Origin of the sequence: Mycobacterium interjectum, assembly GCF_900078675.2 — a bacterium.
GTDB classification, from domain to species: domain Bacteria; phylum Actinomycetota; class Actinomycetes; order Mycobacteriales; family Mycobacteriaceae; genus Mycobacterium; species Mycobacterium interjectum.
The window spans coordinates 1,442,679-1,465,220 of the sequence record NZ_LT546237.1 but is presented as its reverse complement, the minus strand read 5'-3'; the positions used below and the strand labels follow the sequence as shown (position 1 = coordinate 1,465,220).

The window sequence follows — 22,542 nt, the reverse complement described above, 5'->3', positions numbered from 1 at the left end:
CGCGACGGCCTCGGCGATCTGCTGGGGCGGGGCGTGCACGACGCGCTTCGCCGGCGCGGACTCGCTGGCCGGGGCGAGCTGAATACCCAAAGCGAGTGACAGCGACGAGACGAAAGTGATCGCACCGGCAGCCAATGCCGTCGCGGCGCCCGTGTAGGACAACCTCCGGGTCCGCGCCGCCGGCGCGGCGACGGGCTCACTGACGTGCGCCACCAGCTGTTCGTCGGTGAACTCGGTGCTGTTGGCCGCGGCGAGGGCCGCGCCCCGCGCGATGGTCACCTGGGCCATGGTCTGGGCGAAAACGGGAACGGGCAAAGCCTTTTCGAGCTGCCACGAGAACCCGTTGAGCTCGCTGTCCGCGCCGACGACCACCACCGCGCCGGGGCGCCAGCCGGTCGGTCGTTCGAACATCCCGCTCAGCCAGGATCTCAGCCCGTCGAACCCGCCGCGCACGTGCTTGACGGCGGTTCGCGTCTCGCCGTCATGGGTGTCGACCATGACGACGGTCGCCCACTCGTGCTCGAGGATGCAGACGGCGGTCTGCTCGTAGCCGATGACCGGCGCGATGGCGCGGGCGAGGGTCTCGACCGCCTCGAGCATCCGGACCGGCACGACGTTGTCCAGGCCGGCGTCGGTCAGCGCCTCCAACACCAGCGCCGCCTGAGCGGACGCTTCGTCGCTCCAGGTCAGCCCGATGACGCGCACTCGGCGGTCGCTCGTGGCCGCCAGCGCGTCGGCCCGCAGTACCTCGTCCGCCACCAGCTCGGCGGTACTCAGGGCGCGGACCCCGCGGCCCCTGGGCAGGCCCAATTCCCGATGGTCCAGGATCGTGCCGTCGGCGCCGTGTCCCTCGGCGAGGACCCACCCGACGGTGGCCGGCGTCAGTGATAGCCCCAGTACCGTGTCCAAACTTGCACCTCAATCGGCCCGGTCCTCCGTCGCCCTGACCCGCGATCGCGCACCAAAAGCTCGCTGGCGCGACAGTTCGTGAGGGCCGGAACGGACCGGAATGTGTGGTCTCCATCGGCTTGCTCCGTGAGAGCCTACGCGGTCCGCGCAAGTTCGGCTGCCCCGGTATTGAATTCGCGTTGAACTCGCAGGCCACGCGCGTGCCTGCCCCACGCTGCGCGCTTCGGGCGCCGCCGCCGGGCCCCGAAATCGCCTTTTGCGGCCGCGGAAAAAACACCCGACCGACCTGGGGGCGCCCCGCCGGCGCGCCTGACCGGCGTCCCACCGGGCGTGTCGCGCAAATCGACTCGCCATTCGAGAGATGTCCTTTACATCGGGCGTGGCGGCGGTCGCCGCACCGCCTTGCGTTTGTCGCCGCGGCCCGGCTGCCTGGCGCTTCGGGCGGTATGGCCCCTCGAGGCGCCTTTTGTCCACAATGCGAAATTCGGTCGGAAACCGATATGAAACTGCGACAACACCGCGTCCCAATCGACATTTGGCCGAATAACCCGGTAAATTCCAGCTGAGACCGCGATCACAGACGGACAAGGGGCAGGTATGACAGACGTGAGCGAGAAGATCCGGGCCTGGGGGCGCCGGCTTTTGGTCGGTGCAGCCGCGGCTGTCACCCTGCCGGGCCTGATCGGTCTTGCCGGTGGCGCGGCGACCGCGGGCGCGTTCTCGCGCCCGGGTTTGCCGGTCGAGTACCTGCAGGTGCCGTCCGGGGCGATGGGCCGCAACATCAAGGTCCAATTCCAAAGCGGTGGAAACGGCTCCCCGGCGGTGTACCTGCTCGACGGTCTGCGGGCCCAGGACGACTACAACGGCTGGGACATCAACACCCCCGCGTTCGAGTGGTACTACAAGTCGGGCCTGTCGATCATCATGCCGGTCGGCGGGCAGTCCAGCTTCTACGCCGACTGGTACGGCCCGGCCTGCGGCAAGGCCGGCTGCTCGACGTATAAGTGGGAAACCTTCCTCACCAGCGAGCTGCCGCAATGGCTGAACGCCAACCGCAGCGTCAAGCCCACCGGCAGCGCCGCGGTCGGCATCTCGATGTCCGGATCCTCGGCGCTCATCCTCGCCGCCTACCACCCGGGGCAGTTCGTCTACTCGGGCTCGCTGTCCGCGCTGATGGACCCGTCGTCGGGGATGGGGCCAAGCCTGATCGGTCTCGCGATGGGTGACGCCGGCGGCTACAAGCCCGATGCCATGTGGGGCCCCTCGAGCGACCCGGCCTGGCAACGCAACGACCCCACGGTTCAGATCCCGAAGCTGGTCGGCAACAACACCCGCCTGTGGGTCTACTGCGGTAACGGCACACCGTCGGAGCTGGGTGGGGCGAACATGCCCGCCGAGTTCCTGGAGAACTTCGTGCGCAGCAGCAACCTGAAGTTCCGGGACGCCTACAACGCGGCCGGCGGCCACAACGCCGTGTTCAACTTCGATGCCAATGGAACGCACAGCTGGGAGTACTGGGGTGCGCAGCTCAACGCCATGAAGCCCGACCTGCAGGGCAGCCTGGGCGCCACCCCCGGGGGCGGCGGCTAACCACCCACCCAACCTGAGGTCGCTACTGCGCTTGACGATGACGTCAGGCGCAGTAGCGCGTCAAGGGGCCCTGAGTCGGTCGGTGACGTCGACCCAGGCCGTCGAGTCGCTGCGGTGGTCGCTCATGTTCCGGCACTGACCGTAAACGCGGAGCACACCCAGGCTCGGCTCTTCGCTTTGCAGATAGACGATCGCCGTGGCGGCGTCCGTGGTGAGCGACTCGGCGTACGCGTGACCATTCGGCGGCAGGCCGCGGGTCCAGCCATGGGCGGCCAGCGTCGCCGCGACCGTCGGGAAGAAAGCGTCGGGCCGGGCGCCGGCGGGCAGCGCGAAGGTGAGATAGATTGCGCCCTGATACGGCGGCTCGTCCCGGTTTTTGCACGACATCAGCGTGTAGCCCGCCGACGCCGTTTGCAGCCGGGCCAGCGCGACGATCTGTCGGGCCGACTCGACCACCTGAGCCCGGGACTGATCGTCGGTGACCGGGTTGGCTGGGTGGTCGATGACGTCGGCGGGTGTCGTGTGCAGCCTGTCCACCGCCAGGAAAGCTCCGCCCAGTAGCAGCGAGGCCGTCAGCGCGGCGGCGATCACCGCGCGAACCTGCGTCGAGCGCAACGCGGCCGAAGACTTCACTGGCATCAGCGGCCAGGCTAACTCCGGGAAGGGCAGGCGTCAGGTCAGAATCATCGTCATGGGTTGCGGACGAGCCGTGCTGATCGGCTGCTGGGTGGCGGCGACAGTGCTGGCGACGGAGGCGCGAGCCGATCCCGCCGGTGCGCTGACCGCCTTGGTTGACGCCGCCGCGCAGCGGCTACAGGTCGCCGAGCCCGTGGCCGCGTTCAAGTGGAATACCCACGGCGCCATCGAGGACCCGGGCCGCGTCGAGCAGGAGCTCGCGCAGGCGCGCGGCGAGGCCGACGCCGCGCGGATCGACGCCGATTACGTCGCCCGGGTGTTCGGCGATCAGATCAACGCCACGGAGGCAATCGAATACAGCCGGTTCGCGGGATGGAAGCTGAAGCCGGGCGACGCGCCGTCCGCGGCGCCGGACCTGTCGGCGTCGCGGGCGGTCATCGACGGCTTCAACCGGACGATGCTGGCCCAGATCGAGGCCCACTGGGACCTGTTGCACTCGCCGGCCTGCGCCCCGGAGCTGGACGCCGCCAGGGCCGGCGTCGCACGCGCCCGACAACTGGATGACCTTTATCAACAAGCGCTTTCGCTGGCCACCCGGTCGTATTGCCAGGGCTAATTTATTTAACTCTCACGATTTTCTAAACCTGCGAATCCGCTGCTCACGGCGCTGATTTCGCTGCTAGAGGGCATATCTCGCGACATTTTCGAATCGGTAACGCTTCGGACACGCTCCGCGAAATGCCTGGCATGAGAAAACTCTGCAAGCCTCTCGTCAAGTCCGCGATGGTCGGCGGGTTCGTTGCAGCGTCGCTGACTTCCTCCACCGGTGTGGCGAACGCCGCCCCCACGGCCCCCAACTGGGACGCCGTCGCGCAATGCGAATCCGGTGGCAACTGGCAGGCCAACACCGGCAACGGGGAATACGGTGGGCTGCAATTCAAGCCGGGCACGTGGGCCCAGTACGGCGGCGTCGGCAACCCCGCGGCCGCCTCCAGGGACCAACAGATCGCCGTGGCCAACCGCGTGTTCGCCGAAGAGGGGTTGGAGCCATGGCCGAAGTGCGGCAGCTCCTCGGGGCTTCCTATCGCGTGGTATTCGCATCCCGCTCAGGGCATCAAGCAGATGATCAACGGGCTCATTCAGGCGGCCGTACCGCACTGATCACTTCGGGCCCGCGCCCTATGACCCGGCGCCAAGCTGTGTTTGGATCAGCCCATGGAAGGTTCGGCGACGGTCCACATGGCGGCGCCCGCGGACAAGATCTGGGATGTCATCGCGGATGTTCGCAACACCGGACGGTTCTCCCCCGAAGTGTTTGAGGCCGAATGGCTGGGCGACGCGACCGGCCCGGCCCTCGGCGCCAAATTTCGCGGCCACGTCCGGCGCAACGAGCTCGGACCGGTGTACTGGACTACGTGCGAGGTCACCGCGTGCGAGCCCGGCCGCGAGTTCGGGTTCTCGGTGATGCTGGGCGACAGGCCGGTGAATAACTGGCATTACCGGTTGGCGCCCAGTGGCGGCGGCACCGACGTGACGGAGTCCTTCCGGCTCACCCCGGCCCCGTGGCTCGGCGTCTACTGGTTGTTCGGCGGATTCCTGCGCAGGCGGCGCAACGTCCGGGACATGACCAAGACCCTGAACCGCATCAAAGATGTGGTCGAGGCGGGCTGACGCGTCGTGAAATCGGTCTTCATCACCGGCGCGGGCAGCGGCATGGGCCGCGAGGGCGCCAAGCTCTTCCATGCCAAGGGTTGGCGGGTCGGCGCGGTGGACCGCAACGAAGACGGCCTGGCGACGCTGCGCCAAGAGCTGGGTGACGACCGGCTCTGGACGCGCGCGGTCGATGTGACGGACAAGGCCGCCCTGGACGGCGCCCTGGCGGATTTCTGCGCCGGCAACGACGGCGGCGGGCTCGACATGATGTGGAACAACGCCGGCATCGGCGAATCGGGCTGGTTCGAGGATGTGCCGTACGACGCCTCGATGCGCGTCGTCGAGGTCAACTTCAAAGCGGTGCTGACGGGCGCCTACGCCTCGCTGCCCTACCTGAAGAAGACACCCGGCAGCCTGATGTTCTCGACGTCGTCGTCCTCGGGCACCTACGGAATGCCGCGCATCGCGGTCTACTCGTCGACCAAGCACGCGGTCAAGGGCCTCACCGAGGCGCTGAGCGTGGAATGGCAGCGGCATGGGGTTCGGGTCGCCGACGTGCTGCCGGGCCTGATCGACACCGCCATCCTCACCACCACGACCAACCACTCCGACGACGGCGGTCCGGCGATGTCCGCCGAGGAGCTTCGCGCGAGGGCGCCCAAGAAGGGCATGATGCGGCTGATGCCGGCGAGCAGCGTGGCGGAGGCGGCGTGGCAGGCCTATCACGACCCGAAGCGTTTGCATTGGTACGTGCCCAAGAGCATCCGGGTGATCGACCTGCTCAAGGGCCTGAGCCCCGAGTTCGTGCGGGGCCGCATCGCCAAGTCCCTACCGGCGCTGATGCCGAAGCGGCAGTGAAGGAGACGACTCCGTGCAAAACCGTTTGCTGGCAATCGCTTTCGCCCTGATCGCGACGGCGGCCGCCGCGGGGTGCGGGCAGGCGCAGACCATGCCCCGGAAAGCCGCCCACGTCACCATCGACGGCACTACGCACACGGCCCGTCCGGCGGCATGCAGCCAGGCCCAGTCTTATCGGACGCTCGACATGGGCGACGAGAACGGCCACGTCGAAGCGACAGTGTTGCTCAGCGGCTACCGCGTCATCCCGCAGTGGGTGAAGATCCGCAACGTCGATGGGTTCACGGGCAGCTACTGGCAGGGCGGGGTGGGTGATGCGCACGCCGACCTCACTAACAGCGCCTACACGATCACCGGCAGCGCGTACGGCATCAACAACAGCAATCCCAACAAAACGGTGACCACCGAGTTCAAGATCACAGCTGAGTGCTGAGCCTCCCGCGGCCTACCCTGGGTGAAGGGCCGAGGTGAGGGAGGCGCGGTGAAAGAGCGGTTGCACTGGCTTGCGATGCATGGCTTCATCCGAGGCGTCGCGGCGTTCGGGGCACGGCGCGGCGACCCCCAGGCGAGGCTGATCGCCGATCCCACGGTGGCCGCCGACCCGGTGTCGTTCTATGAGGAGTTGCGTGCCCTCGGGCCGCTCGTGAAAGGGCGCATCAACTACCTGACGACCGATCATGCGCTGGCCCACGAGTTGCTGCGATCCGACGACTTCCGCGTGGTGAACATGGGCTCGAATCTGCCGGCCCCGCTGCGCTGGCTGGAGCGCCGCGCTCGCGACGACTTTCTGCATCCGCTGCGCGCGCCGTCGCTGCTGGCCGTCGAGCCACCCGACCACACGCGCTATCGCAAGACGGTGTCGGCAGTTTTTACGCCAAGGGCCGTCGCGGCGCTGCGTGACCGGGTGGAGCAGACCGCCGTCAGTCTCTTGGACACGCTGGCCGGCCAAGACGGGGTTATCGACGTGGTCGACGGGTACTGCTCGCAGCTTCCGGTCGCGATCATCAGCGACATCCTGGGGGTGCCCGAGCGGGACCGGCGCCGCGTTCTCGAGTTCGGTGAATTGGGCGCACCGAGCCTGGATGTCGGCCTGCCGTGGTGGCAGTACCGCAACGTGCAGAAGGGAATCGCGGGGTTCGACACCTGGCTCACCGGTCATCTGAGCGAATTGCGGCGCACCCCCGGTGACGACCTGATGAGCCAGTTGATCCAGATGGCCGAAAGCGGTTCCGCCGAAACGCGTCTCGATCCGCAGGAGTTGCAGGCGATCGCCGGCCTGGTATTGGCGGCCGGGTTCGAGACCACGGTGAACCTGCTGGGCAACGGGATTCGCATGCTGCTGGACAGGCCCGAGCACGTCGAGACATTGCGTCAACGACCCGAGCTGTGGCCCAACGCCGTCGAAGAGATTTTGCGTCTGGACTCGCCGGTGCAGCTGACCGCGCGGATGACGCTCAGGGATGTCGAGGTGGCGGGCATGCAGATCGCACGCGGCAATCTGGTGGTCATCTACCTGGCCGCCGCCAATCGCGATCCGTCGGTGTTTCCCGATCCGCACCGCTTCGACATCGAAAGGCCCAACGCGGGAAGGCATCTCGCGTTCTCCGGCGGTCGTCACTTCTGCCTGGGGGCCGCGCTCGCGCGTGCCGAGGGGGAAGTCGNGGTTCCGCCTTCCGCGGCCAACAAATCGATGGCCCGCGCCGAATGGCAAGCGCCGGCCAGCCTCCCGGCCACCGACCGCACCCAGTCGTTCAGTCCCTCGTTCTCGTGGACGACCAGCACGCAGCTCCTGGAATTGGGTGCCTGGGCCCATGCCCCTTGCAGCCGGCCCTGCGGCCCGGCCCAGGCGATGGCCGCGGTCGGCAGCGCGTCGGCCGCGCCCGGCGGTTGCGCTGAGCCAGTTGGGCTTTCGATGGCGGTGGGCTTGGGGGAACCGGTCTGCGTCTTGGCGCTGGGCGCGGGCCGCGATGAGCTCGCCCGCGGCGGCGGCGCCGATGCCGAGCAGGGCCAGCCGTCGACGGGCGTCACGCCGGGTGAGCAGGCCGTCGACGTGGTCGGTCGCGATTTCCTCGGCGATGTAGCGCCGCAGCGCGGTCACGCTCAGGGGTATCCGCCGCAGAGCCGTGGTTGACACGCGTTCAGCAACCTAGTTTATTTGCCGCTATGACAGAGGTTTCTGAGATCGCGGTAGAGGACGTCGTCGTCGGGATGTGGCAGGCGCTGTCGCGGCGGGACTGGGACGCGGTCAAGACGTTCCTCGCCGACGACTGCCTCTATGTCGACATGCCGGTCCCCGCGTTGTCGGCGCGCGGTCCCGAGGACATCGTGAAGCGGCTCAAGATGGGGCTCGAGCCGCTGGCCGGCTACGAAAACCATGACGGCGTGCTGGTGTCCAACGGCTCCGACGTCATCTACGAGCACTCGGAGACTTGGACTTTCGCGACCGGCGAGCAGGGCGTGTTGAGGTTCGTCACCGTCCACAAAGTCGACGACGGCAAGATCACGGTGTGGAAAGACTATTGGGACATGAACAGCCTCGTGAGCTTCGCGCCGCCCAACCACTTCGAGGCGCTCGCGACGGCGGACACCAGCTGGGTGTTCGACGCGTCGGGGTTGGTCTGACGGGTCAGTCCGCGGGCGCCCAACCCGTCAAAGGTGCTCCATGAGGCGGGACATCAGTTCCGTCTCGAGATAGCTGGCCTCGTGCAGCGGGTAAAGCCGTCGCGGCTCGGAGGCGCCGAAGTGAATGTGCCCGATCGCCTCGAGGAACGCCGGGCCGGGCCAGTGGTGATGAGATAACGCCGCCGGCTCGCCATCGCGCGCGGGGGTATCGGGCAGTGAGTGGGACTTGGGCAGCAAATGCAACATGGCGGATGCCTTCGGGACGGTAAGTGGCTCCTACCGGAAGTCACGGCTATTAGACACATGTTGGACAACCGCCGTGGCGCCGGCATTATTCCGGAAGGCCGCGATCCGCCGTCAGAGCCAACCGGTGCGGGCGGCGGCAACCGGCTCGGCGGGCGCCGGAGCCAGTTGCCCGTCCCGTACGCCGTCCAGCATGCGTTTGACGACCGCGACGATCTCCGGGGCCGCGGCGGCGAGTCCCGTCACATCGGCTTCGGTGAAATCGTCCGCTTCGACTCCTGCCCGCGCCAGCACGGCCGCCGGGTTCGCCAACTGATCGGCCAGCCAGGACAGCGGGTCGGCTGAGAGCTCGGGGACGAACTGCCTGCGTCCGGGTTCCCAACCGGTGAAGCGGGGGTGGTGATGGGCCCGGTCGAGCGTTCCGGGTGGGCTCTCGGTCGACCCGAAAAGGTCGACACGCCACACCGGGCGGGTGAAGGCGATCGGGATGCCGGCATAGATCGATCCCTGGGGTGCGGCCCGGTCGATGAGGCGCAGTTCCAGCCTGACCCCCCGCTCCGGAGTTTCCTGACCGGCGAGCGGGGTCGGGTCGACGAAATACATGTCGCCGATGACGACGCCTAGGGCTTCGAATCCGAACGCTGCGAGCATCGCATGCCTTTCCCTCGTACTCCTCGAGGGTAGACCTAGGAAGGCGCGACGCTCGCGGCACGAAGTGACACGGGCAGCTGAGTGAGTCCGTGCAGACCGATGCTGCCGTTGTGGGCCGGTTCGCCCGCCAGCGCCAGCCGCGGGAAGCGCTCGAACAACGACTGCAGGCCGATGTGCAGTTCCATGCGAGCCAGCGCCGCGCCCAGGCAGGCGTGCACACCATAACCGAAGCTGATGTGCTCGCGGGCGTTGGCGCGGGTTGTGTCGAAGACATCGGGGCGTTCGAACACCGCGGGGTCGCGGTTGGCCCCGCCCACCAGAAGAAATATCGTTTCGCCCGCCCGCACCGAATAGCCCTGGATGTCAACGGGTTCGGTGGCGACCCGCCCCGCGACCTGACCGGTGGTGTCGTAACGCAGGATTTCCTCGACCGCGTTCGGCCATCCCTCGGGGTTCGCGCGCAGCGCGGCCAGCTGATCCGGGTGACGGACGAGTGCCACGACCGCCTTGCCGAGGACATGGGTGGTGGTGACGAACCCCGCCCCGAGCACCAGCCCGGCCAGCAGCTTGGTCTCGACTTCGGTGAGGTCGCCGTTGTGCACCACGTCGGACAGGATGCTGTCGGCGGCGTCGCCTCGCCTCACCCGCTCGATATGTTCGGCGAGGTATCGGTCGAATCCGTGCAGGGCTTTGGTCGCCGTCCTGAAGTCCTTCCAGGATGCGGCGGCGTTGCCGATCAATGCCGTCGTCCATTCGCTGACCGCGAAGAGGTAGCTGATCTCGTCGCGCGGAATCGCCAGCATCTCGGCGATGACCGCGATCGGGATCCGGGTGGTGTATTCGGCGATCAAATCGCACTCCGCGCGGCCGTCCAGCCCGCAGAGCAGGTCGTCGGCGACCTCGTGAACCCGGGTGCTGAGTCCGTCGAGCGCCCGTGGCGTGAACGACCGCGACACCAGGCGACGCAAGCGCGTGTGATCCGGCGGATCGGTGACCAGCATCGAGGGCGGTTGGAGGGGATTCAACACGTAGGGATCGGTTTTCGCCAGGATCCACTTGCCGACCCGGAAGGGCGAGCGATCCCGTTGCTTGATCGTCCTGAACCGGCCGTCGCGCAGCACTTCACGGACGATCTGCGCGTCGGCGCTGACCCAGCCGGCCCCCCGGACCGGGGACATGCGTCCGCGTTCGCGAACTCGCTCGATGAGCGGATAGATATCGCTCACCGGGTTGCTGTCGAGCCTCAGCAGCTGCGCCAACGGATCGCCCCGCCGCGCCAGCAGTTTCAGCGAGACGCGCGAGAGTCCGTACCCCGTCACCCAGTGCGTCCACTCCCGGACGGGGACCTCCATGGCGCTCACACTCCCTGGTTGGTTGCCCATGAGCGTAATGGCTCTCGCCGGCCGCGAGCGTGCGTGTTTGCACCCCGACACGCCGGTACGGCTGACATTCTGCGCACCTTCGCGGGCAGGGCAGGGCCGGCTACGACTCGGCCAGCCTCCTGAGGCACTTCAGGGTTTCCGACAGGTTGCGGCCCACCTGACGCACCGCGACGCGGTCGGCGAGGTAGCCGATCAAGCCGCCGGGCGCCTGGTACGACAGCCGGAACGTCACTTTCGTCCTGCCACCCGTGGCGTCGCGCAGCCGGATCCGCCCACGCAGGCTCACGCCGGTGATGCCGACCCAGGCCAGGTCGCGGCCCTCGTCGAATTCGACCACCTCGATCAGGCCGCCGACCGGGACCGACCCGATCTTCCAGTGCACGGTGTAGCGCGCGCCGACGCCGGCCGGTTGGTCGTTCGACGGCTCCCACCGCTCGAGGCTCGTCATGAACGACGGGTAGCGGTCGGGGTCGCCCACGATCTTCCAGACCGCGTCGCGGTCGGCGTTGATCAGGCAGCGGCGTTCGACGCGCATCAGCCGATCACCGGGAATCGGCGTTCGGCGGCCAGGCGGTCGACACCGCCCTGCAGGCTGGCCACCGCCTTGTCGTGCACCGCCTGGTCGTCACCGTCGACCTCGATCGGCTCCTGCACCTCGATGACGATCTTCGTGGGCAGCGGGATGTGCCCGGCCAGGTCGCTGATGTTGATGCCCCACGGCAGCGCCAGCGAGATCGGGATGCTCTTGAGCCGCAACAACTTGTCCGCCATCAGCAGCTTGGCCAGCCACTGCCCGCGGTTGAGGAACAGCGCGCTTTCCTGGCCGCCGACGCTGGCGACGGGGACGATCGGCACGCCGGTTTCGCGGGCCAGGCGCACGTAGCCCATGCGCCCGCCGAAGTCGACCTTGTGTCGTTCCCACGACGGGCGGAAGACCTCGTAGTCGCCCCCGGGATAGACGAGCAGCGCCGCCCCGGACTCCAATGCCAGCCGGGCGTTGTCGGGGTTGGCGGCGACGGTGCCGAATTTGCGCAGCCAGCCCAGCGGCGGCGCGGAGACGACGAGGTTGTGGGCCAGCTGGTAGAAGGGCCGTTCGACGCCGAAGTAGGAGCAGAACGCGAGCGTGAAGACGAACGTGTCCGGCGGCACGTTGCCGCCGCTGTGGTTGCCGACCAGCAGCACCGGCCCCTCGGGAGGGATCCGGTCGAGGCCCCGCACGTCCGCCCGGAAGTACAGCGACGCCAGCAGCCAGGTGCCCGGCAGCTGGTCGCGGATGTAGTCGGGGTCGCGCTGATCGAGATCGGCTTTGGGGACCCGCGACACGACCTGGTTGCGGGCCCACTCCAAGACGTCCCCGACGGTCGCCATAGCACCGGGTATACCCCGGTGTCACCGGGAGTCAAACGCCGTAGAGGCGGGCGGCGTTGTCCCGGGCGATCAGGTCGACCACCCGGATGGCGTCGCCCTCGCTCCAGTCCCCGTTCTCGACGAATCCGCGCAGCACGCGGTGAATCCCGTTGCGCCACAAGGCAGCACCGAGAAAGTGCAGTTCCGCTGGGCCGTACCCATCAGACGAATATAGGATCCTGCGGAACGGCGCCATCTCCAGCAGCCGGGCGATGAACGCCGGGGCGCGGGCTCCCAGATAATTCACGCTCAGCCCGCCGTCGAGGTAGACGTTGTTGAAGGCCTGCGCGAGGTATCCGGCCTCGCGCTCGTAGGGATAGCAGTGCAGCAGCACGATCGGCGTATCGCCGGACTGCCGCAGGAAGTCGAGCAAAAAAAGCGGATTGGCGTCGTGCAGGTCGCAGTCGCGGTCGCCGAAGCCGACGTGGAATTGCAGTGGCTTGCCCAGCCGCAACGCCCGGTGCAGCCCGAAGCGCAGCAGCACCCGATCCCGCAGCCGGGTGCCGCCGTCGTCGCGCCACCGTGCGGCGGCCTCGGCCACCTGCGCCGCCGGCGGCTCGCTCAGGTCTCCGTCGAACCCGCCGCGGTAGGCCAGAACGGATTTGGTGCCGACGGCCGTGGCCGCGCGCCGGTGCAGGATCTCCTCGAACGCGGCGGCGTAATCGCCGGGCGCCTGGGCGGCCTGCTCGGCGACCTGCTCGAGCCGGACCACCTCGTGTGCGCGGTTACCGGACCAATCGGCCATCTCGGCCGTTCCGGCCGTATCTGCGCCGATCCCGGTGTCGACCAGCCAGTCGCTCACCTTGGCGGCGGGCAAGAACAGCCGGGCCAGCTCGGTCTCGCCGATTTGCCGGCGCCGCTCCCAGTAGGCTTGCGGTTCAACGTGTTTGGGTAATCCCAAAATCGGCGCGCAATGGGCGCGCACGGCGAAACCGAGCTGGGAGTCGAAGCCCGAGTCCGCCAGTGGGTCGGTGTTGGCCTCGTTGAGGGCGTTCTCGAAGCGCTGCCGGTCCCCGGCCGTCGACCAGCATCCGTGCGCGTGCTGGTCGATCAGGGCCACCTCGTCGATGCGGTGCGCCAGCGCGGACGGGTCGGACACCATGACGGACCCCGTCACAGGCTCCAGGCCATCCGGAACTTGTCCGCCAGTTGCTCCGGATCCAGGTCGCCGTAGCGTTCCTGCTCGAGGCGGCGGACGGCGACCACCATGTCGACCGCGGCGTCACCCACGATTGCCCGCAGCAGCGCCGAACCATCAAGGGCGGCAATGGCTTCCGATTGCGACTCGGGCAGCGCCACGATGCCCGCGGCGTCGCGATCCGCATCCGAGAGCTGCGCTGGGTCCACCGTGATCTCGGGCGGCAGGGCCGCCTGGCGCTTGATCCCGTCCAGCGCGAGGCCGAGAATTGCCGCCGACGCGAGGTAGGGGCTGGCCGACGGATCGACGATCTTGACTTCGACGTTGCCGCCGCGCGGGGTGCCGGGGCCGCCCTTGACGAATCGCACCGCCGCCTCGCGGTTCTCGGTGCCCCAGCACGCATACGCCCCGGCCCAGTTGCCGGGCCGCATCCGCAGACCGGACACGATCGAACCGCACAGGATGCCCTGGGCTTCCGGGAGCCCACTGACCACGCCGGCGACGGCGCTCTCCCCCGCCGGGGTCATGCCCGCCCGGCCCGTTCCGTCGGAAAACAGCGGACCCTCCGACGTCGTGAGCGAAAAATGCTGGTGCGCACCGGATCCCACGCTGTCCGCGAACGGCACCGGTGACAGGCTGATGCGCAGCCCGTGGCGGCGGGCGGCGCGTCCGATGATGAGCCGGGTCAGGGCCAGCTGGTCGGCGGCGGCCACCGGCGGCAGCGGCGACAACGAGATCTCGAACTGGTTGGCCCCGTATTCGGGATGAAACTGCTCGATCCCGACGCCGGCCGCCGTGGCCGCGGCGTTGACGTCGCGCACGAACGCCTCGTGTTCGAGCACCCCCGCCAGGCCGTACTGCGCCCACAGCGCGGCCGGCAGCCGTCCACCGTCGGGATCGACGAGAAGGAACTCGATTTCGTGGCCGATCGCCGCCTCGAGGCCGGCTTCGGCGAGGGCGGCCTCGATTCGCCCCAGCGTTCCCCGGCCGCACGCGGCAACGGGTGTGCCGTCCTGGAAGAAGAACGAGGCGGGCGCCCAGGCCAGCCCGTCGCCGATCATCCGCAAGGCCGCCAGGTCGAGGCGCAGGCGCTGGTCGCCGACCACCCCGACGTCGTCGGTGAACGCGATGCCGCTCTGGTCGATGGCAAAGGCATGCCACGACGGGCTGGCGCCCAGGCCGGGGTCGGCGAAGGTGTTGGTCTTGCGGATGGGGACCGTCTTGGCTTGCGTGAGCCCGGCCGCGTTCACGACGGTGCCGATCACCGTGTCGACGCCTTCGGCCTCGAGCTGCGCGATCGCGGCGGCGGCGAGCGGGGTGGCTGTCATGGCTGCCATTGTGGCAACTCGATCAGTTCTGCCGGGTGATCAGCTCGCCGACGAACCGGTCGATGAAGGCGTCCAGCGGCGCCTTACCGGCCGGCCGGATGACGAACTTCGTCAGGCCCGCGTCGATGTAGGCGTCGAGCTGCCGGTGCAGCTTCTCCCAGCCCGCGGNTATCTTAGACACATCTAGAGTAGGATAAGAGACAGGGCCGCCGACGCCGAGCCGCCGAGCCAGATGTCCAGCGGCGGCACGGGCCGTGGAGCGACCGCGGCGCCGCTGACGGTGAAGTAGCGGCCGTGGTAGGTGGCCGCGTCGTCGACCAGCGCCGCGCGCAGCACGCGCAGGGACTCGTCGAACACCGCGGCGCGCTCTCCGTCGGGGACGACGAACACCTCACGCTCGGCCGGGATCGCCGGGCGCAGACCGAAGACCGGTAACACCCGCTTTGGCGCGACGGCCGCCAGCGACGCCAGCTGTTTGGCCACCAGCACCGGATGCCGCCCGGGCAGCACGGCCACCGACGTGCCCGCCTTCAACCGGGTGGTCCGGGCCAGCGTGTAGGCCATGCCGACCATCGGATCGACCGCCGGGGAGTACACCAGCTCGGAGAACCACAGCGAGTCCACGCCGCTGCTCTCCAGGTGGTCGACGATGCCGGCGAGCTGATCCGGCGCCGTATCGGCGCCCAGCCCGACGCCGAACCGAATCTTCACGGATGTTTAAGTGTCGCAGCGCAATTGAGCGCGGCGGGTCAGGCGCGGCTGGGCAGGGTGAGCATGCAGGACTGGCCGATGTCGAGGGTCCTCAGCATCCGCCCCATGCCCACCCACAGGGCGCACGACATGGCGAGGTCGGCGAGCAGCTCCTCGGAGAAGTGCTCGTTGCACCGGCTCCAGAAATCTTCGTCGTCACGCAGCTTGGTGTGCTCGGTGCCGAAGCGGTGCGCGAACTCGGCGGCCAGGCGCTCCTGCTCGCTGTACCCCGGCCAGGTGCGCCACTCCAGCGCGTGCTCGTACAGCTCTTCGTCGACGCCGGCGGCGGGCCCGTCGGCGTCGCGGGTGTTCATGCACACGGTGCATTCGTTGTCGTGGGCGATCACCGCCCGGGCCAGTTCGCGGGTGCGCATGGGCAGCCGGTTCTTCGTGTAGACCGCCTGGCTGAAGTTGGCGATGGCGCCGCCGAGGTCAGGCGACTTCGCGGCCCAGCTGTAGATGTCGTCGTCAGCGAACGTTCCGATTCGGCTCATGGCGAGATGGTACGCCCAGCCCCGGGGCCCGCGGCCTTGATCGCCATGGTCGGGTGTTCCTCATGCCAATCGCGTTGGGCCAGCACTCGGCCCGCGACGCGTTCCAGCGCGGCCTGCACCTGGCGCAGGTCGGGCCGGCCCTCGAAGCTGGGTGAGCGGGCCAGCTTGTCGGCCAGCCACGCCAGCAGCAGCGAATGCACGTAATCGACCTGCTGCATTCCGGCGGGGGTCAGCCACAATTCGTCCCCGTCGCCCTGCGCGTACCCGGCGGCGACAAGCCGGGAGAAGGTGGGCTCCAGCACCTCGAACGGTATGCGCAGGTACTCGCCCATGTCGGTGAGCCGCGCCGACCCGTACATCTGCCGGTAGCGGTTGATGCGCAGGACGCCCCACAGTCCGGCGACGTCGAGCCGGCAGTCGGGTCGCATGGCGATGCTCCGCAGGCGCATGCCCGGCTCGCTGCGCAGCATGCGCGCGACGGCCGCCTCCAGCATCTGATCGGGTGTCTCGCTGTTCGGCATCCCGAACGCGTCGCCGAGATCCACTGTGCTGTCGTGGATGTCCCGGAGCGGAACCTCCCGCAGGAAGAGCGCCAGGACGAACCCGAGCAGCGCGACCGGCACCGCCCAGAGAAAGACCTGGGTGAGCGAGTCGGCGTAGGCGGCCACGATCGGGGCCGCCGCCGCGTGCGGCAGCCGGTGCAAGGCCTCGGGCGACGCGGCCGCGGTGGCGGGGGCGCGGCTGGCGAGCAGGGCCGGACCGATGCGGCTGTGCAGGAAGTTGGTGAACAGCGAACCGAATATCGCCGCGCCGAACGAACTTCCGATCGTCCGGAAGAAGGTGACCCCCGAGGTGGCGACGCCGAGGTCGTCGAAGCTCGAGGTGTTTTGGACGATCAGGACCAGGGTCTGCATGCACATCCCGATGCCCGCGCCGAGGATGACGAGGAACAGCGACTGCAGCAAGGCCGAAGTCGACGGGTCCATGCGCGACATGAGGAAGAACGCGACCGCCATCACCGCGGTGCCGGCGACGGGAAAGACCTTGTATCTGCCCGTGCGGCCGACCAGGACACCACTGCCCATCGAGGTGGTCAGCATCCCCACCACCATCGGAAGCGTGCGCAGGCCCGACGTGGTCGCCGAGACGCCGTCGACAAACTGCATGTATGTCGGCAGGAACGTCAGCGCGCCCAGCATCGCGAACCCGACGACGAAGGACAGCACGCAGCACACCGTGAACACCGGGCTGCCGAACAGCCGCGTCGGCAGAATCGGCGCGGCGGCGCGGCTTTCCACCCAGGCGAAGACGGCCAGCGCGGCGACGGAGGCGGCGAACAGCCCGACTATCGTGGGCGACCCCCACGGGTAGGTGGTCCCGCCCCAGCTGGTCGCCAGCGTCAGGCCGGTGGCGCCCAGGCCGACGAACACGATCCCGGTGTAGTCGATCACCGGCTTGGTTCGGTCGGCCAGCGCGGGGATGGCCGCGGCCGCCACGAAGAAGACGACGACCGAAATCGGCACGTTGATCCAGAACGCCCAGCGCCACGTGAAGTGGTCGGTGAAGTAGCCGCCCAGCAGGGGGCCGATCACCGTGGTGACGCCGAACACCGCGCCCATCGCGCCCTGGTAGCGGCCGCGGTCGCGCAGCGGGATCACCTCGCCGATCAGCGCCATGGCGGTGACCATGAGGCCGCCGCCCCCGATGCCCTGCAGGGCGCGGCACGCCACCAGCATGCCCATCGACGTCGAAAGCCCGCACAGCACCGACCCGGAGATGAAGAACACCACCGCCGCCTGGAACACCCTCTTGCGGCCGAAGAGGTCACCGAACTTGCCGACCAGGGCGGTGATGATGGTCGACGCCAGCAGGTAGCTGGTGACCACCCACGACTGATGGCCCGCCCCGCCAAGGTTGGCGACGATGGTCGGCAGCGCCGTCGCCACGATCGTCTGGTCCAGCGCGGCCATCAGCATGCCGAGCAAGACCGCCACGAAGATGAAATTGCGTCGCTGCGGATTGACCGCGGCGTCGCCTGGTCCGGACTCGACAGACTGGCCGGTTGGAACCGCCGCTGGTGTCGTGCTCGTCATGCCTGCCTTCCCCGGGCGTTCGATGCCTATGAATGCCCAGGGTCAACCGATGGCAACCAAGAGCTGCCCCGGTGGGGTCAGCTCGGTGGCCGCGACACGCACTGCGCCGAGTACAGCTCTTCGCCCAGCTTTTCCATCAACTCCAGTTGGGTCTCGAGGTAGTCGACGTGCTTTTCCTCGTCGGCCACGATCTTTTCCAGGATGTTCGCGCTGGTGCTGTCCTGCTTCTCGCGGCACATGATGATGCCCGGCTTGAGCCGGTCCAGCACCTCGTATTCGATGGCCAGGTCGGCCTCGAACTGCTCGCGCAGCGTCTGGCCGATGCGCAACGAGAAGAGGCGCTGGTAGTTGGGCAACCCGTCGAGCAGCAAGATGCGATCGGTGATCTCTTCCGCGTGCCGCATCTCGTCGAAGGACTCTTCGCGGGTCTTTTCGGCCAGCTCGGTGAAGCCCCAGTTGTCCTGCATCTTGGAGTGCAGGAAGTACTGGTTTATCGCGGTGAGCTCGCTGGTCAGCTGCTCGTTGAGCAGGCGCAGAACATCCGGATCGCCTTGCATGATCGCTCCTACGGTGTGAAGGCGGGCTTGGCCGGCCGCGGCGGGTTGGGCTGAACACCGGGCTCTAGCAGCACTTTGCCATGCCGATTTGGAATCTTCCAGGAAGGTATGGCTGTGCTCAGTGTGTCGCGTGAGTCACGCACCAGGGGTTAGGCATCGCTAACCTACTTAGGCTAGACTTCACTAACATGCGGCTTGTTCGCTCCGCCTACGTCCGCCCCCGGGGGGTGTGCTGATGTACGTGTGCCTCTGTGTCGGAGCCACCAACCAAACCGTCTGCGATGCCGTCGCGCGGGGTGCCTCGACGTCCAAGGAGGTTGCCGAGGCGTGCGGCGCCGGCGGTGACTGCGGGCGCTGCAGGCGCACGCTGCGCGCGATCATCGCGGCCTCGCGGCAGTTCGAGCCCGCTCAGTAGGTCACCGCTTGTTGAAGTCCGCCAGGGCCGCGGCGTTGGCCTGAGCGCCCATCAGTTCGGCGAAGTGAGCGTTCTCCCGCGCACTCGCCGCGGTGATCCCGGGACGTATCGGCTCCATCATCGTGTGCTTGACGGCCATCAGGCTCGAGATTGGCCGGGCGGCAAGGACTTCCGCGTGCCGACGGGCCTCGGGAAGCAGCTCATCCGGGTCGCAGACCCGCCAGACCAGACCCATCCGCAACGCCTCCTCGGCGTCGACCCACTCCGAGGACATCAGCAGCCAGGCGGCGTTTTGCCGGCCCACCAGCTGCGGCAGCAGATACGACGAGGCCGCCTCGGGGGCGACGCCCAGGCTGGTGAACGGGCACTTCAGGCGGGCCGCCGACGACATGAACGCCAGGTCGGCGTAGCCGAGGATGGTGGCGCCGATGCCCACCCCCACGCCGTTGACGGCGCAGATCAGCGGCTTGGGAAACGCGCTCAGAGCATCGATCAGGCCGGGGAAGCCGTGCTTGCCCGGCGTGAAGTTGGCGTCGGTGATGCGGGCCTGCATCTCGGCCAGGTCCGTGCCCGCGCTGAAGCCGCGGCCCGCGCCGGTCAGCAGGACGACGGCGACCTCCGGATCCTCGGCGGCGGCCAGCAACGCGTCGGCCGTCGCGTCGTAGAGGGCTTCGTTGAACGCGTTGAGCGCCTCGGGCCGGTTCAGCGTCAGGGTGCGCACCCGGTTCTTGTCGTCGATCTGCAGCGTCACGGGTTTCTCCTATGTCAAGCCGCTGCCGTTTGGCAAGGCTTTGTTCGGTTGTTGTGGTCGGTGTTTAGGTGGCCGAAGACGACGCGGGCCAGGCGTCGTTTGAGGCAGCGCAGGGCTTCGGGGTTGGAGTCACCGCAGCCTTGGCGGTGGCGGTAGTAGATCTGTCCGGCTCCTTGCAGGCGGATTTGGGTGACGGCGATGCGATGCAGGGCAGCGTTGAGTTGGCGATTGCCTGAGCGCGTCATGCGCACCCGGCCTGCGGTGTTGCCCGACCACACCGGGATGGGCGCCACTCCGGCGTGACGGGCAAAAGCCGCCTCGCTTTTGAACCGGGGGACCCCGGCGGCCTCGCCGACGAGTTTGGCCGCGGTCAGCTCCCCGCACCCGGGCATCGCCAGCAAGGCCGGGGCCACCACACGCACGCGTTCGCCGATCCGCTTGGCCAACGTGTCGATCGCGTCTGTCAGCCGGGTGATGTCGGCCAGTTCATCGCGGGCCAACTCAGCGACCAGACCGGGCAGGGTCGCCAGCCAGGCGCCCAACAACTCGCAATGTTTGGCACGATCCAGCGACGCTGGGACAGGGGCACGCTCGGGGTCGAGTTCATGGACCCGCCAACGCAACCGGTTGATCGTTGCAGTCCGTTGTGCCACAAGAACTTCCCGGCGATCCACCAACAGCTTGAGCTCGCGCGACACCTCGTCATGCGAGGCCACGGGCAAGTCAGGTTCTCGCAAGTACCCTCGCGCCACGGCCAGTGCGTCGATCGGGTCGGACTTGCCCTTAGTACGTGCTGAGGCACGAGCCTGAGCCATCAGCTTCGGCGGCACCCGCACCACCTTCTGGCCAAAACCCATCAGGTCGCGTTCCAACCTTGCCGACAGATGCCGGCAATCCTCGATCGCCCACACCACCTGGGCCCCGAACCGTTCCCGCACCCACATCACCGCCTCGGCATGCCCAGCGGTAATGGCTTTGACGGTCTTCTCCCCGAGCTTGCGACCCGCTTCGTCGACGGCGACGAAGGTATGCGTGCGCTTGTGCACATCGGCTCCAACAACAACCATGGTGGTTGCCTCCATTCACTGTGAGGTGACGGTTGGGCCGGTCGGCGGACAAACCTCAGTGGGGGCGGTGCCACGCTCCTATCAAGTCACGCCGGCCGGTCCTTCACACCTGATGCCGACAAAACCCATGGACGCCAACCCAACGGCGGCACACAGCCTAAGAGCCAGACACCAGGTGATCAGGATCCAACCACCGCAACATGCGGCATCTCACCCTGACACTGACTGCAGCCTAACGGGTGCGGTTCACCCGTTGCTGTAGACGCGGGTCGGGGCGATCAGCACGACCGCGCGCCGCTCCTTGGCCATCACGCGGTCGTATTCATCCCAGTCGTCGTGGGTGCCGCCGGCGGCGGTGAAGACCTCGCGCAGCAGCAGGCGCAACTGGTCCGCGTCTGTCAGCCAGGGCTGCGTGTCGTCGGGACCGGCCAGCTCGGTGCGGCCCTCGACGGTCGCCCACTGCCAGCCGTTGCGGAAGGTGGCGGCCAGCTGGGGCCTGGCCCGCAGGTTGGCCAACTTGACCTTGCCGTAGGTGGTGAACCCCAGGGCCGGCTCCCCCGTCGCCGGGTGCGGCAGCAGGCCGACGTTGACCAACGAAGCCTGCACGGTTTCATCGGCGCGAACCGTCGAGACCACCGCCAGTCCGCTTTCTCCTTTGGCGAGGGCAACGGCCTCGTCGAGCGTCGTCATGAGCGATCCTCAATCCCGGAATGGTGTCCTGAACACGTAGCGGCTGGTCGGCACCGTGTCGATGTTCTGATTGGCGCCGAATGCAGTTGTGCTGGCGACCATCCGGCCAAGCCGGTGTTGCAGGTCGTCGTCGTCGGCGGCACCGAAGAATGCCTTCAGGTCGGTGATCGCCTCCTCGGGGAACAACTCCTCGACGATGCCGGCGATTCCCGGCGCGTCCGGGGTGAGGGCGCGTACCACCCAGTTCTGGGTGTAGCCGAAGGTCGACTGGGTTTCGATGGCCACCGAGGTGTGATCACCCTGCCACCGGTCCAGCCAGGTCGCCTGGTCCAGATCCGCGGGGCGGCGCAGCAACGCGATATTCGCCAGACCCGTTGTCCGACAACCGGATTCGGTCGGCGGGGCGGCAAGCGGAACCGACTCCGTCACCAGGTAGGCGGCGAGTTGCTCGCATTCCTGGCCGAGGAATTTCAGCGCCGCCGCCGTCTGGTCGCCATAGCATTGCTGGGTCCACATGCTCACCACCGCGGCCACCGGCGGGTCCATCGTCGTCAGCGTCATCAGCGAGTGACGCACCGCGCCGTCACGAACGTTCATCTGCAGCCCGGGCAGGCCCAGTTCCAACAGGGCGTCGGCGACGTGACCCCGTTGCCGGGCGCACCAGTCGTCGTTGGAGTCGGCACGCATCAGCACGGCGATCACTTTTTCCATGGGCCGAACTTACCGCCGGAGCACGACTATTTAACGATCCGCACCTGGTGTTCCTGGCCGATCAGTGTGCCGATCATCGCGGCCAGCTGCCGATAGGCGTCGTCACGGCCGCTCGAGGAGCGAAACACCAGGCCGATCCGTCGNCTTCTGGCCAAAACCCATCAGGTCGCGTTCCAACCTTGCCGACAGATGCCGGCAATCCTCGATCGCCCACACCACCTGGGCCCCGAACCGTTCCCGCACCCACATCACCGCCTCGGCATGCCCAGCGGTAATGGCTTTGACGGTCTTCTCCCCGAGCTTGCGACCCACTTCGTCGACGGCGACGAAGGTATGCGTGCGCTTGTGCACATCGGCTCCAACAACAACCATGGTGGTTGCCTCCATTCACTGTGAGGTGACGGTTGGGCCGGTCGGCGGACAAACCTCAGTGGGGGCGGTGCCACGCTCCTATCAAGTCACGCCGGCCGGTCCTTCACACCTGATGCCGACAAAACCCATGGACGCCAACCCAACGGCGGCACACAGCCTAAGAGCCAGACACCAGGTGATCAGGATCCAACCACCGCAACATGCGGCATCTCACCCTGACACTGA

At 67.9% G+C, this 22,542-nt stretch carries 24 protein-coding genes and 5 pseudogenes; 9 read left to right on the top strand and 20 right to left on the bottom strand.

The window, feature by feature from the left end; translation table 11 throughout:
• Window positions 1-909 (bottom strand): DUF7159 family protein (locus BN4348_RS41255; RefSeq protein WP_066912700.1); only part of this gene is annotated, 909 nt, incomplete at its 3' end.
• Window positions 910-1,506: 597 nt separating this feature from the next.
• Between BN4348_RS41255 and ag85B the strand changes: the two genes are divergently transcribed.
• Window positions 1,507-2,499 carry a diacylglycerol acyltransferase/mycolyltransferase Ag85B gene (ag85B, locus tag BN4348_RS41250; protein WP_066912698.1) on the top strand — a complete coding sequence of 331 codons (993 nt, stop codon included), beginning with the start codon at window positions 1,507-1,509 and terminating at the stop codon, window positions 2,497-2,499.
• A gap of 60 nt (window positions 2,500-2,559) precedes the next feature.
• Here the strand turns inward: ag85B and BN4348_RS41245 are convergent, their stop codons facing one another.
• A complete protein-coding gene (locus BN4348_RS41245) occupies window positions 2,560-3,138 on the bottom strand; it encodes a hypothetical protein (RefSeq protein ID WP_211145712.1) in 579 nt (192 codons plus the stop codon).
• 52 nt (window positions 3,139-3,190) lie between these two features.
• Between BN4348_RS41245 and BN4348_RS41240 the strand changes: the two genes are divergently transcribed.
• From BN4348_RS41240 to BN4348_RS41215, 6 genes and pseudogenes are all read left to right on the top strand, one after another.
• The gene (locus BN4348_RS41240; RefSeq protein WP_066912696.1) at window positions 3,191-3,751 is read left to right on the top strand and encodes a chorismate mutase; all 561 of its coding nucleotides are present in this window, start codon (window positions 3,191-3,193) and stop codon (window positions 3,749-3,751) included.
• A gap of 122 nt (window positions 3,752-3,873) precedes the next feature.
• Window positions 3,874-4,296, top strand: coding sequence for a resuscitation-promoting factor RpfC (gene rpfC / locus BN4348_RS41235; RefSeq protein WP_235852712.1), 423 nt, complete (start codon window positions 3,874-3,876; stop codon window positions 4,294-4,296).
• 36 nt (window positions 4,297-4,332) lie between these two features.
• Window positions 4,333-4,806 carry an SRPBCC family protein gene (locus BN4348_RS41230; RefSeq protein ID WP_096866136.1) on the top strand — a complete coding sequence of 158 codons (474 nt, stop codon included), beginning with the start codon at window positions 4,333-4,335 and terminating at the stop codon, window positions 4,804-4,806.
• Window positions 4,807-4,812: 6 nt separating this feature from the next.
• A complete protein-coding gene (locus BN4348_RS41225) occupies window positions 4,813-5,646 on the top strand; it encodes an SDR family oxidoreductase (protein ID WP_066912690.1) in 834 nt (277 codons plus the stop codon).
• 13 nt (window positions 5,647-5,659) lie between these two features.
• Window positions 5,660-6,079 carry a lipoprotein LpqH gene (locus tag BN4348_RS41220; protein WP_066912689.1) on the top strand — a complete coding sequence of 140 codons (420 nt, stop codon included), beginning with the start codon at window positions 5,660-5,662 and terminating at the stop codon, window positions 6,077-6,079.
• 48 nt (window positions 6,080-6,127) lie between these two features.
• Window positions 6,128-7,306 (top strand): annotated as a pseudogene (locus tag BN4348_RS41215) (cytochrome P450); the annotation flags it as partial.
• Window positions 7,307-7,308: 2 nt separating this feature from the next.
• Here BN4348_RS41215 and BN4348_RS61385 read toward each other — a convergent pair.
• Window positions 7,309-7,744, bottom strand: a pseudogene (locus tag BN4348_RS61385) (dienelactone hydrolase family protein); the annotation flags it as partial.
• A gap of 65 nt (window positions 7,745-7,809) precedes the next feature.
• Between BN4348_RS61385 and BN4348_RS41210 the strand changes: the two are divergent.
• Window positions 7,810-8,268, top strand: coding sequence for a nuclear transport factor 2 family protein (locus tag BN4348_RS41210; protein WP_066912687.1), 459 nt, complete (start codon window positions 7,810-7,812; stop codon window positions 8,266-8,268).
• Window positions 8,269-8,295: 27 nt separating this feature from the next.
• Here BN4348_RS41210 and BN4348_RS41205 read toward each other — a convergent pair whose 3' ends face one another.
• The 11 genes and pseudogenes from BN4348_RS41205 to bfr form a co-directional block, all read right to left on the bottom strand.
• A complete protein-coding gene (locus tag BN4348_RS41205) occupies window positions 8,296-8,514 on the bottom strand; it encodes a hypothetical protein (protein WP_066912685.1) in 219 nt (72 codons plus the stop codon).
• 111 nt (window positions 8,515-8,625) lie between these two features.
• Window positions 8,626-9,162 (bottom strand): hypothetical protein, encoded by a 537-nt coding sequence (locus tag BN4348_RS41200; protein ID WP_066912683.1) that lies wholly within the window; start codon window positions 9,160-9,162, stop codon window positions 8,626-8,628.
• Between the two features lie 35 nt (window positions 9,163-9,197).
• Window positions 9,198-10,514 (bottom strand): cytochrome P450, encoded by a 1,317-nt coding sequence (locus BN4348_RS41195; protein ID WP_066912682.1) that lies wholly within the window; start codon window positions 10,512-10,514, stop codon window positions 9,198-9,200.
• A 130-nt stretch (window positions 10,515-10,644) separates the two neighbouring features.
• Window positions 10,645-11,079, bottom strand: coding sequence for an SRPBCC family protein (locus BN4348_RS41190; protein WP_066912680.1), 435 nt, complete (start codon window positions 11,077-11,079; stop codon window positions 10,645-10,647).
• Complete coding sequence (locus BN4348_RS41185) at window positions 11,079-11,912, bottom strand: lysophospholipid acyltransferase family protein (protein ID WP_066912678.1); 834 nt, start codon at window positions 11,910-11,912, stop codon at window positions 11,079-11,081. Before BN4348_RS41185 ends, BN4348_RS41190 begins: the two co-directional genes overlap by 1 nt.
• 31 nt (window positions 11,913-11,943) lie before the next feature.
• Window positions 11,944-13,053 (bottom strand): amidohydrolase family protein, encoded by a 1,110-nt coding sequence (locus BN4348_RS41180; protein WP_066912708.1) that lies wholly within the window; start codon window positions 13,051-13,053, stop codon window positions 11,944-11,946.
• A gap of 11 nt (window positions 13,054-13,064) precedes the next feature.
• Window positions 13,065-14,417 (bottom strand): type I glutamate--ammonia ligase, encoded by a 1,353-nt coding sequence (locus tag BN4348_RS41175; protein ID WP_066912677.1) that lies wholly within the window; start codon window positions 14,415-14,417, stop codon window positions 13,065-13,067.
• Between the two features lie 22 nt (window positions 14,418-14,439).
• Window positions 14,440-15,128: pseudogene (locus BN4348_RS41170) on the bottom strand (TIGR03854 family LLM class F420-dependent oxidoreductase).
• A 38-nt stretch (window positions 15,129-15,166) separates the two neighbouring features.
• A complete protein-coding gene (locus tag BN4348_RS41165; RefSeq protein ID WP_066912675.1) occupies window positions 15,167-15,661 on the bottom strand; it encodes a carboxymuconolactone decarboxylase family protein in 495 nt (164 codons plus the stop codon).
• A complete protein-coding gene (locus tag BN4348_RS41160; RefSeq protein WP_066912673.1) occupies window positions 15,658-17,754 on the bottom strand; it encodes an MDR family MFS transporter in 2,097 nt (698 codons plus the stop codon). The genes BN4348_RS41165 and BN4348_RS41160 overlap by 4 nt, the downstream gene beginning before the upstream one ends.
• Before the next feature lie 77 nt (window positions 17,755-17,831).
• A complete protein-coding gene (gene bfr, locus BN4348_RS41155; protein WP_066912671.1) occupies window positions 17,832-18,311 on the bottom strand; it encodes a bacterioferritin in 480 nt (159 codons plus the stop codon).
• A gap of 235 nt (window positions 18,312-18,546) precedes the next feature.
• On the opposite strand from bfr, the gene BN4348_RS41150 reads away from it, so the two are divergent.
• Entirely contained in the window at window positions 18,547-18,726 is a 180-nt protein-coding gene (locus BN4348_RS41150) for a (2Fe-2S)-binding protein (RefSeq protein ID WP_066912704.1), read from the top strand.
• Between the two features lies 1 nt (window position 18,727).
• Here the strand turns inward: BN4348_RS41150 and BN4348_RS41145 are convergent, their stop codons facing one another.
• The 6 genes and pseudogenes from BN4348_RS41145 to BN4348_RS41120 form a co-directional block, all read right to left on the bottom strand.
• Window positions 18,728-19,477, bottom strand: coding sequence for an enoyl-CoA hydratase/isomerase family protein (locus tag BN4348_RS41145; protein WP_066912669.1), 750 nt, complete (start codon window positions 19,475-19,477; stop codon window positions 18,728-18,730).
• 14 nt (window positions 19,478-19,491) lie between these two features.
• Complete coding sequence (locus tag BN4348_RS41140; protein ID WP_211145681.1) at window positions 19,492-20,559, bottom strand: IS110 family RNA-guided transposase; 1,068 nt, start codon at window positions 20,557-20,559, stop codon at window positions 19,492-19,494.
• A 231-nt stretch (window positions 20,560-20,790) separates the two neighbouring features.
• Complete coding sequence (locus BN4348_RS41135; protein ID WP_066912667.1) at window positions 20,791-21,234, bottom strand: TIGR03618 family F420-dependent PPOX class oxidoreductase; 444 nt, start codon at window positions 21,232-21,234, stop codon at window positions 20,791-20,793.
• Window positions 21,235-21,243: 9 nt separating this feature from the next.
• Entirely contained in the window at window positions 21,244-21,945 is a 702-nt protein-coding gene (locus BN4348_RS41130) for an EthD domain-containing protein (protein ID WP_066912665.1), read from the bottom strand.
• Window positions 21,946-21,971: 26 nt separating this feature from the next.
• Window positions 21,972-22,088, bottom strand: a pseudogene (locus BN4348_RS61380) (hydrogen peroxide-inducible genes activator); the annotation flags it as partial.
• Window positions 22,075-22,317 (bottom strand): annotated as a pseudogene (locus BN4348_RS41120) (IS110 family transposase); the annotation flags it as partial. The pseudogenes BN4348_RS61380 and BN4348_RS41120, both read right to left, overlap by 14 nt.
• Window positions 22,318-22,542 lie beyond the last annotated feature (225 nt).

What these genes read in the sequence shown, in the direction of transcription:
- ag85B (WP_066912698.1), top strand. Translation starts at nt 1,507, where the DNA reads ATGACAGACGTGAGCGAGAAGATCCGGGCCTGGGGGCGCCGGCTTTTG.
- BN4348_RS41245 (WP_211145712.1), bottom strand. Translation starts at nt 3,138, where the DNA reads ATGCCAGTGAAGTCTTCGGCCGCGTTGCGCTCGACGCAGGTTCGCGCG.
- BN4348_RS41240 (WP_066912696.1), top strand. Translation starts at nt 3,191, where the DNA reads ATGGGTTGCGGACGAGCCGTGCTGATCGGCTGCTGGGTGGCGGCGACA.
- rpfC (WP_235852712.1), top strand. Translation starts at nt 3,874, where the DNA reads ATGCCTGGCATGAGAAAACTCTGCAAGCCTCTCGTCAAGTCCGCGATG.
- BN4348_RS41210 (WP_066912687.1), top strand. Translation starts at nt 7,810, where the DNA reads ATGACAGAGGTTTCTGAGATCGCGGTAGAGGACGTCGTCGTCGGGATG.
- BN4348_RS41205 (WP_066912685.1), bottom strand. Translation starts at nt 8,514, where the DNA reads ATGTTGCATTTGCTGCCCAAGTCCCACTCACTGCCCGATACCCCCGCG.
- BN4348_RS41200 (WP_066912683.1), bottom strand. Translation starts at nt 9,162, where the DNA reads ATGCTCGCAGCGTTCGGATTCGAAGCCCTAGGCGTCGTCATCGGCGAC.
- BN4348_RS41195 (WP_066912682.1), bottom strand. Translation starts at nt 10,514, where the DNA reads ATGGAGGTCCCCGTCCGGGAGTGGACGCACTGGGTGACGGGGTACGGA.
- BN4348_RS41190 (WP_066912680.1), bottom strand. Translation starts at nt 11,079, where the DNA reads ATGCGCGTCGAACGCCGCTGCCTGATCAACGCCGACCGCGACGCGGTC.
- BN4348_RS41185 (WP_066912678.1), bottom strand. Translation starts at nt 11,912, where the DNA reads ATGGCGACCGTCGGGGACGTCTTGGAGTGGGCCCGCAACCAGGTCGTG.
- BN4348_RS41180 (WP_066912708.1), bottom strand. Translation starts at nt 13,053, where the DNA reads ATGGTGTCCGACCCGTCCGCGCTGGCGCACCGCATCGACGAGGTGGCC.
- BN4348_RS41175 (WP_066912677.1), bottom strand. Translation starts at nt 14,417, where the DNA reads ATGACAGCCACCCCGCTCGCCGCCGCCGCGATCGCGCAGCTCGAGGCC.
- BN4348_RS41165 (WP_066912675.1), bottom strand. Translation starts at nt 15,661, where the DNA reads ATGAGCCGAATCGGAACGTTCGCTGACGACGACATCTACAGCTGGGCC.
- BN4348_RS41160 (WP_066912673.1), bottom strand. Translation starts at nt 17,754, where the DNA reads ATGACGAGCACGACACCAGCGGCGGTTCCAACCGGCCAGTCTGTCGAG.
- bfr (WP_066912671.1), bottom strand. Translation starts at nt 18,311, where the DNA reads ATGCAAGGCGATCCGGATGTTCTGCGCCTGCTCAACGAGCAGCTGACC.
- BN4348_RS41150 (WP_066912704.1), top strand. Translation starts at nt 18,547, where the DNA reads ATGTACGTGTGCCTCTGTGTCGGAGCCACCAACCAAACCGTCTGCGAT.
- BN4348_RS41140 (WP_211145681.1), bottom strand. Translation starts at nt 20,559, where the DNA reads ATGGAGGCAACCACCATGGTTGTTGTTGGAGCCGATGTGCACAAGCGC.
- BN4348_RS41135 (WP_066912667.1), bottom strand. Translation starts at nt 21,234, where the DNA reads ATGACGACGCTCGACGAGGCCGTTGCCCTCGCCAAAGGAGAAAGCGGA.
- BN4348_RS41130 (WP_066912665.1), bottom strand. Translation starts at nt 21,945, where the DNA reads ATGGAAAAAGTGATCGCCGTGCTGATGCGTGCCGACTCCAACGACGAC.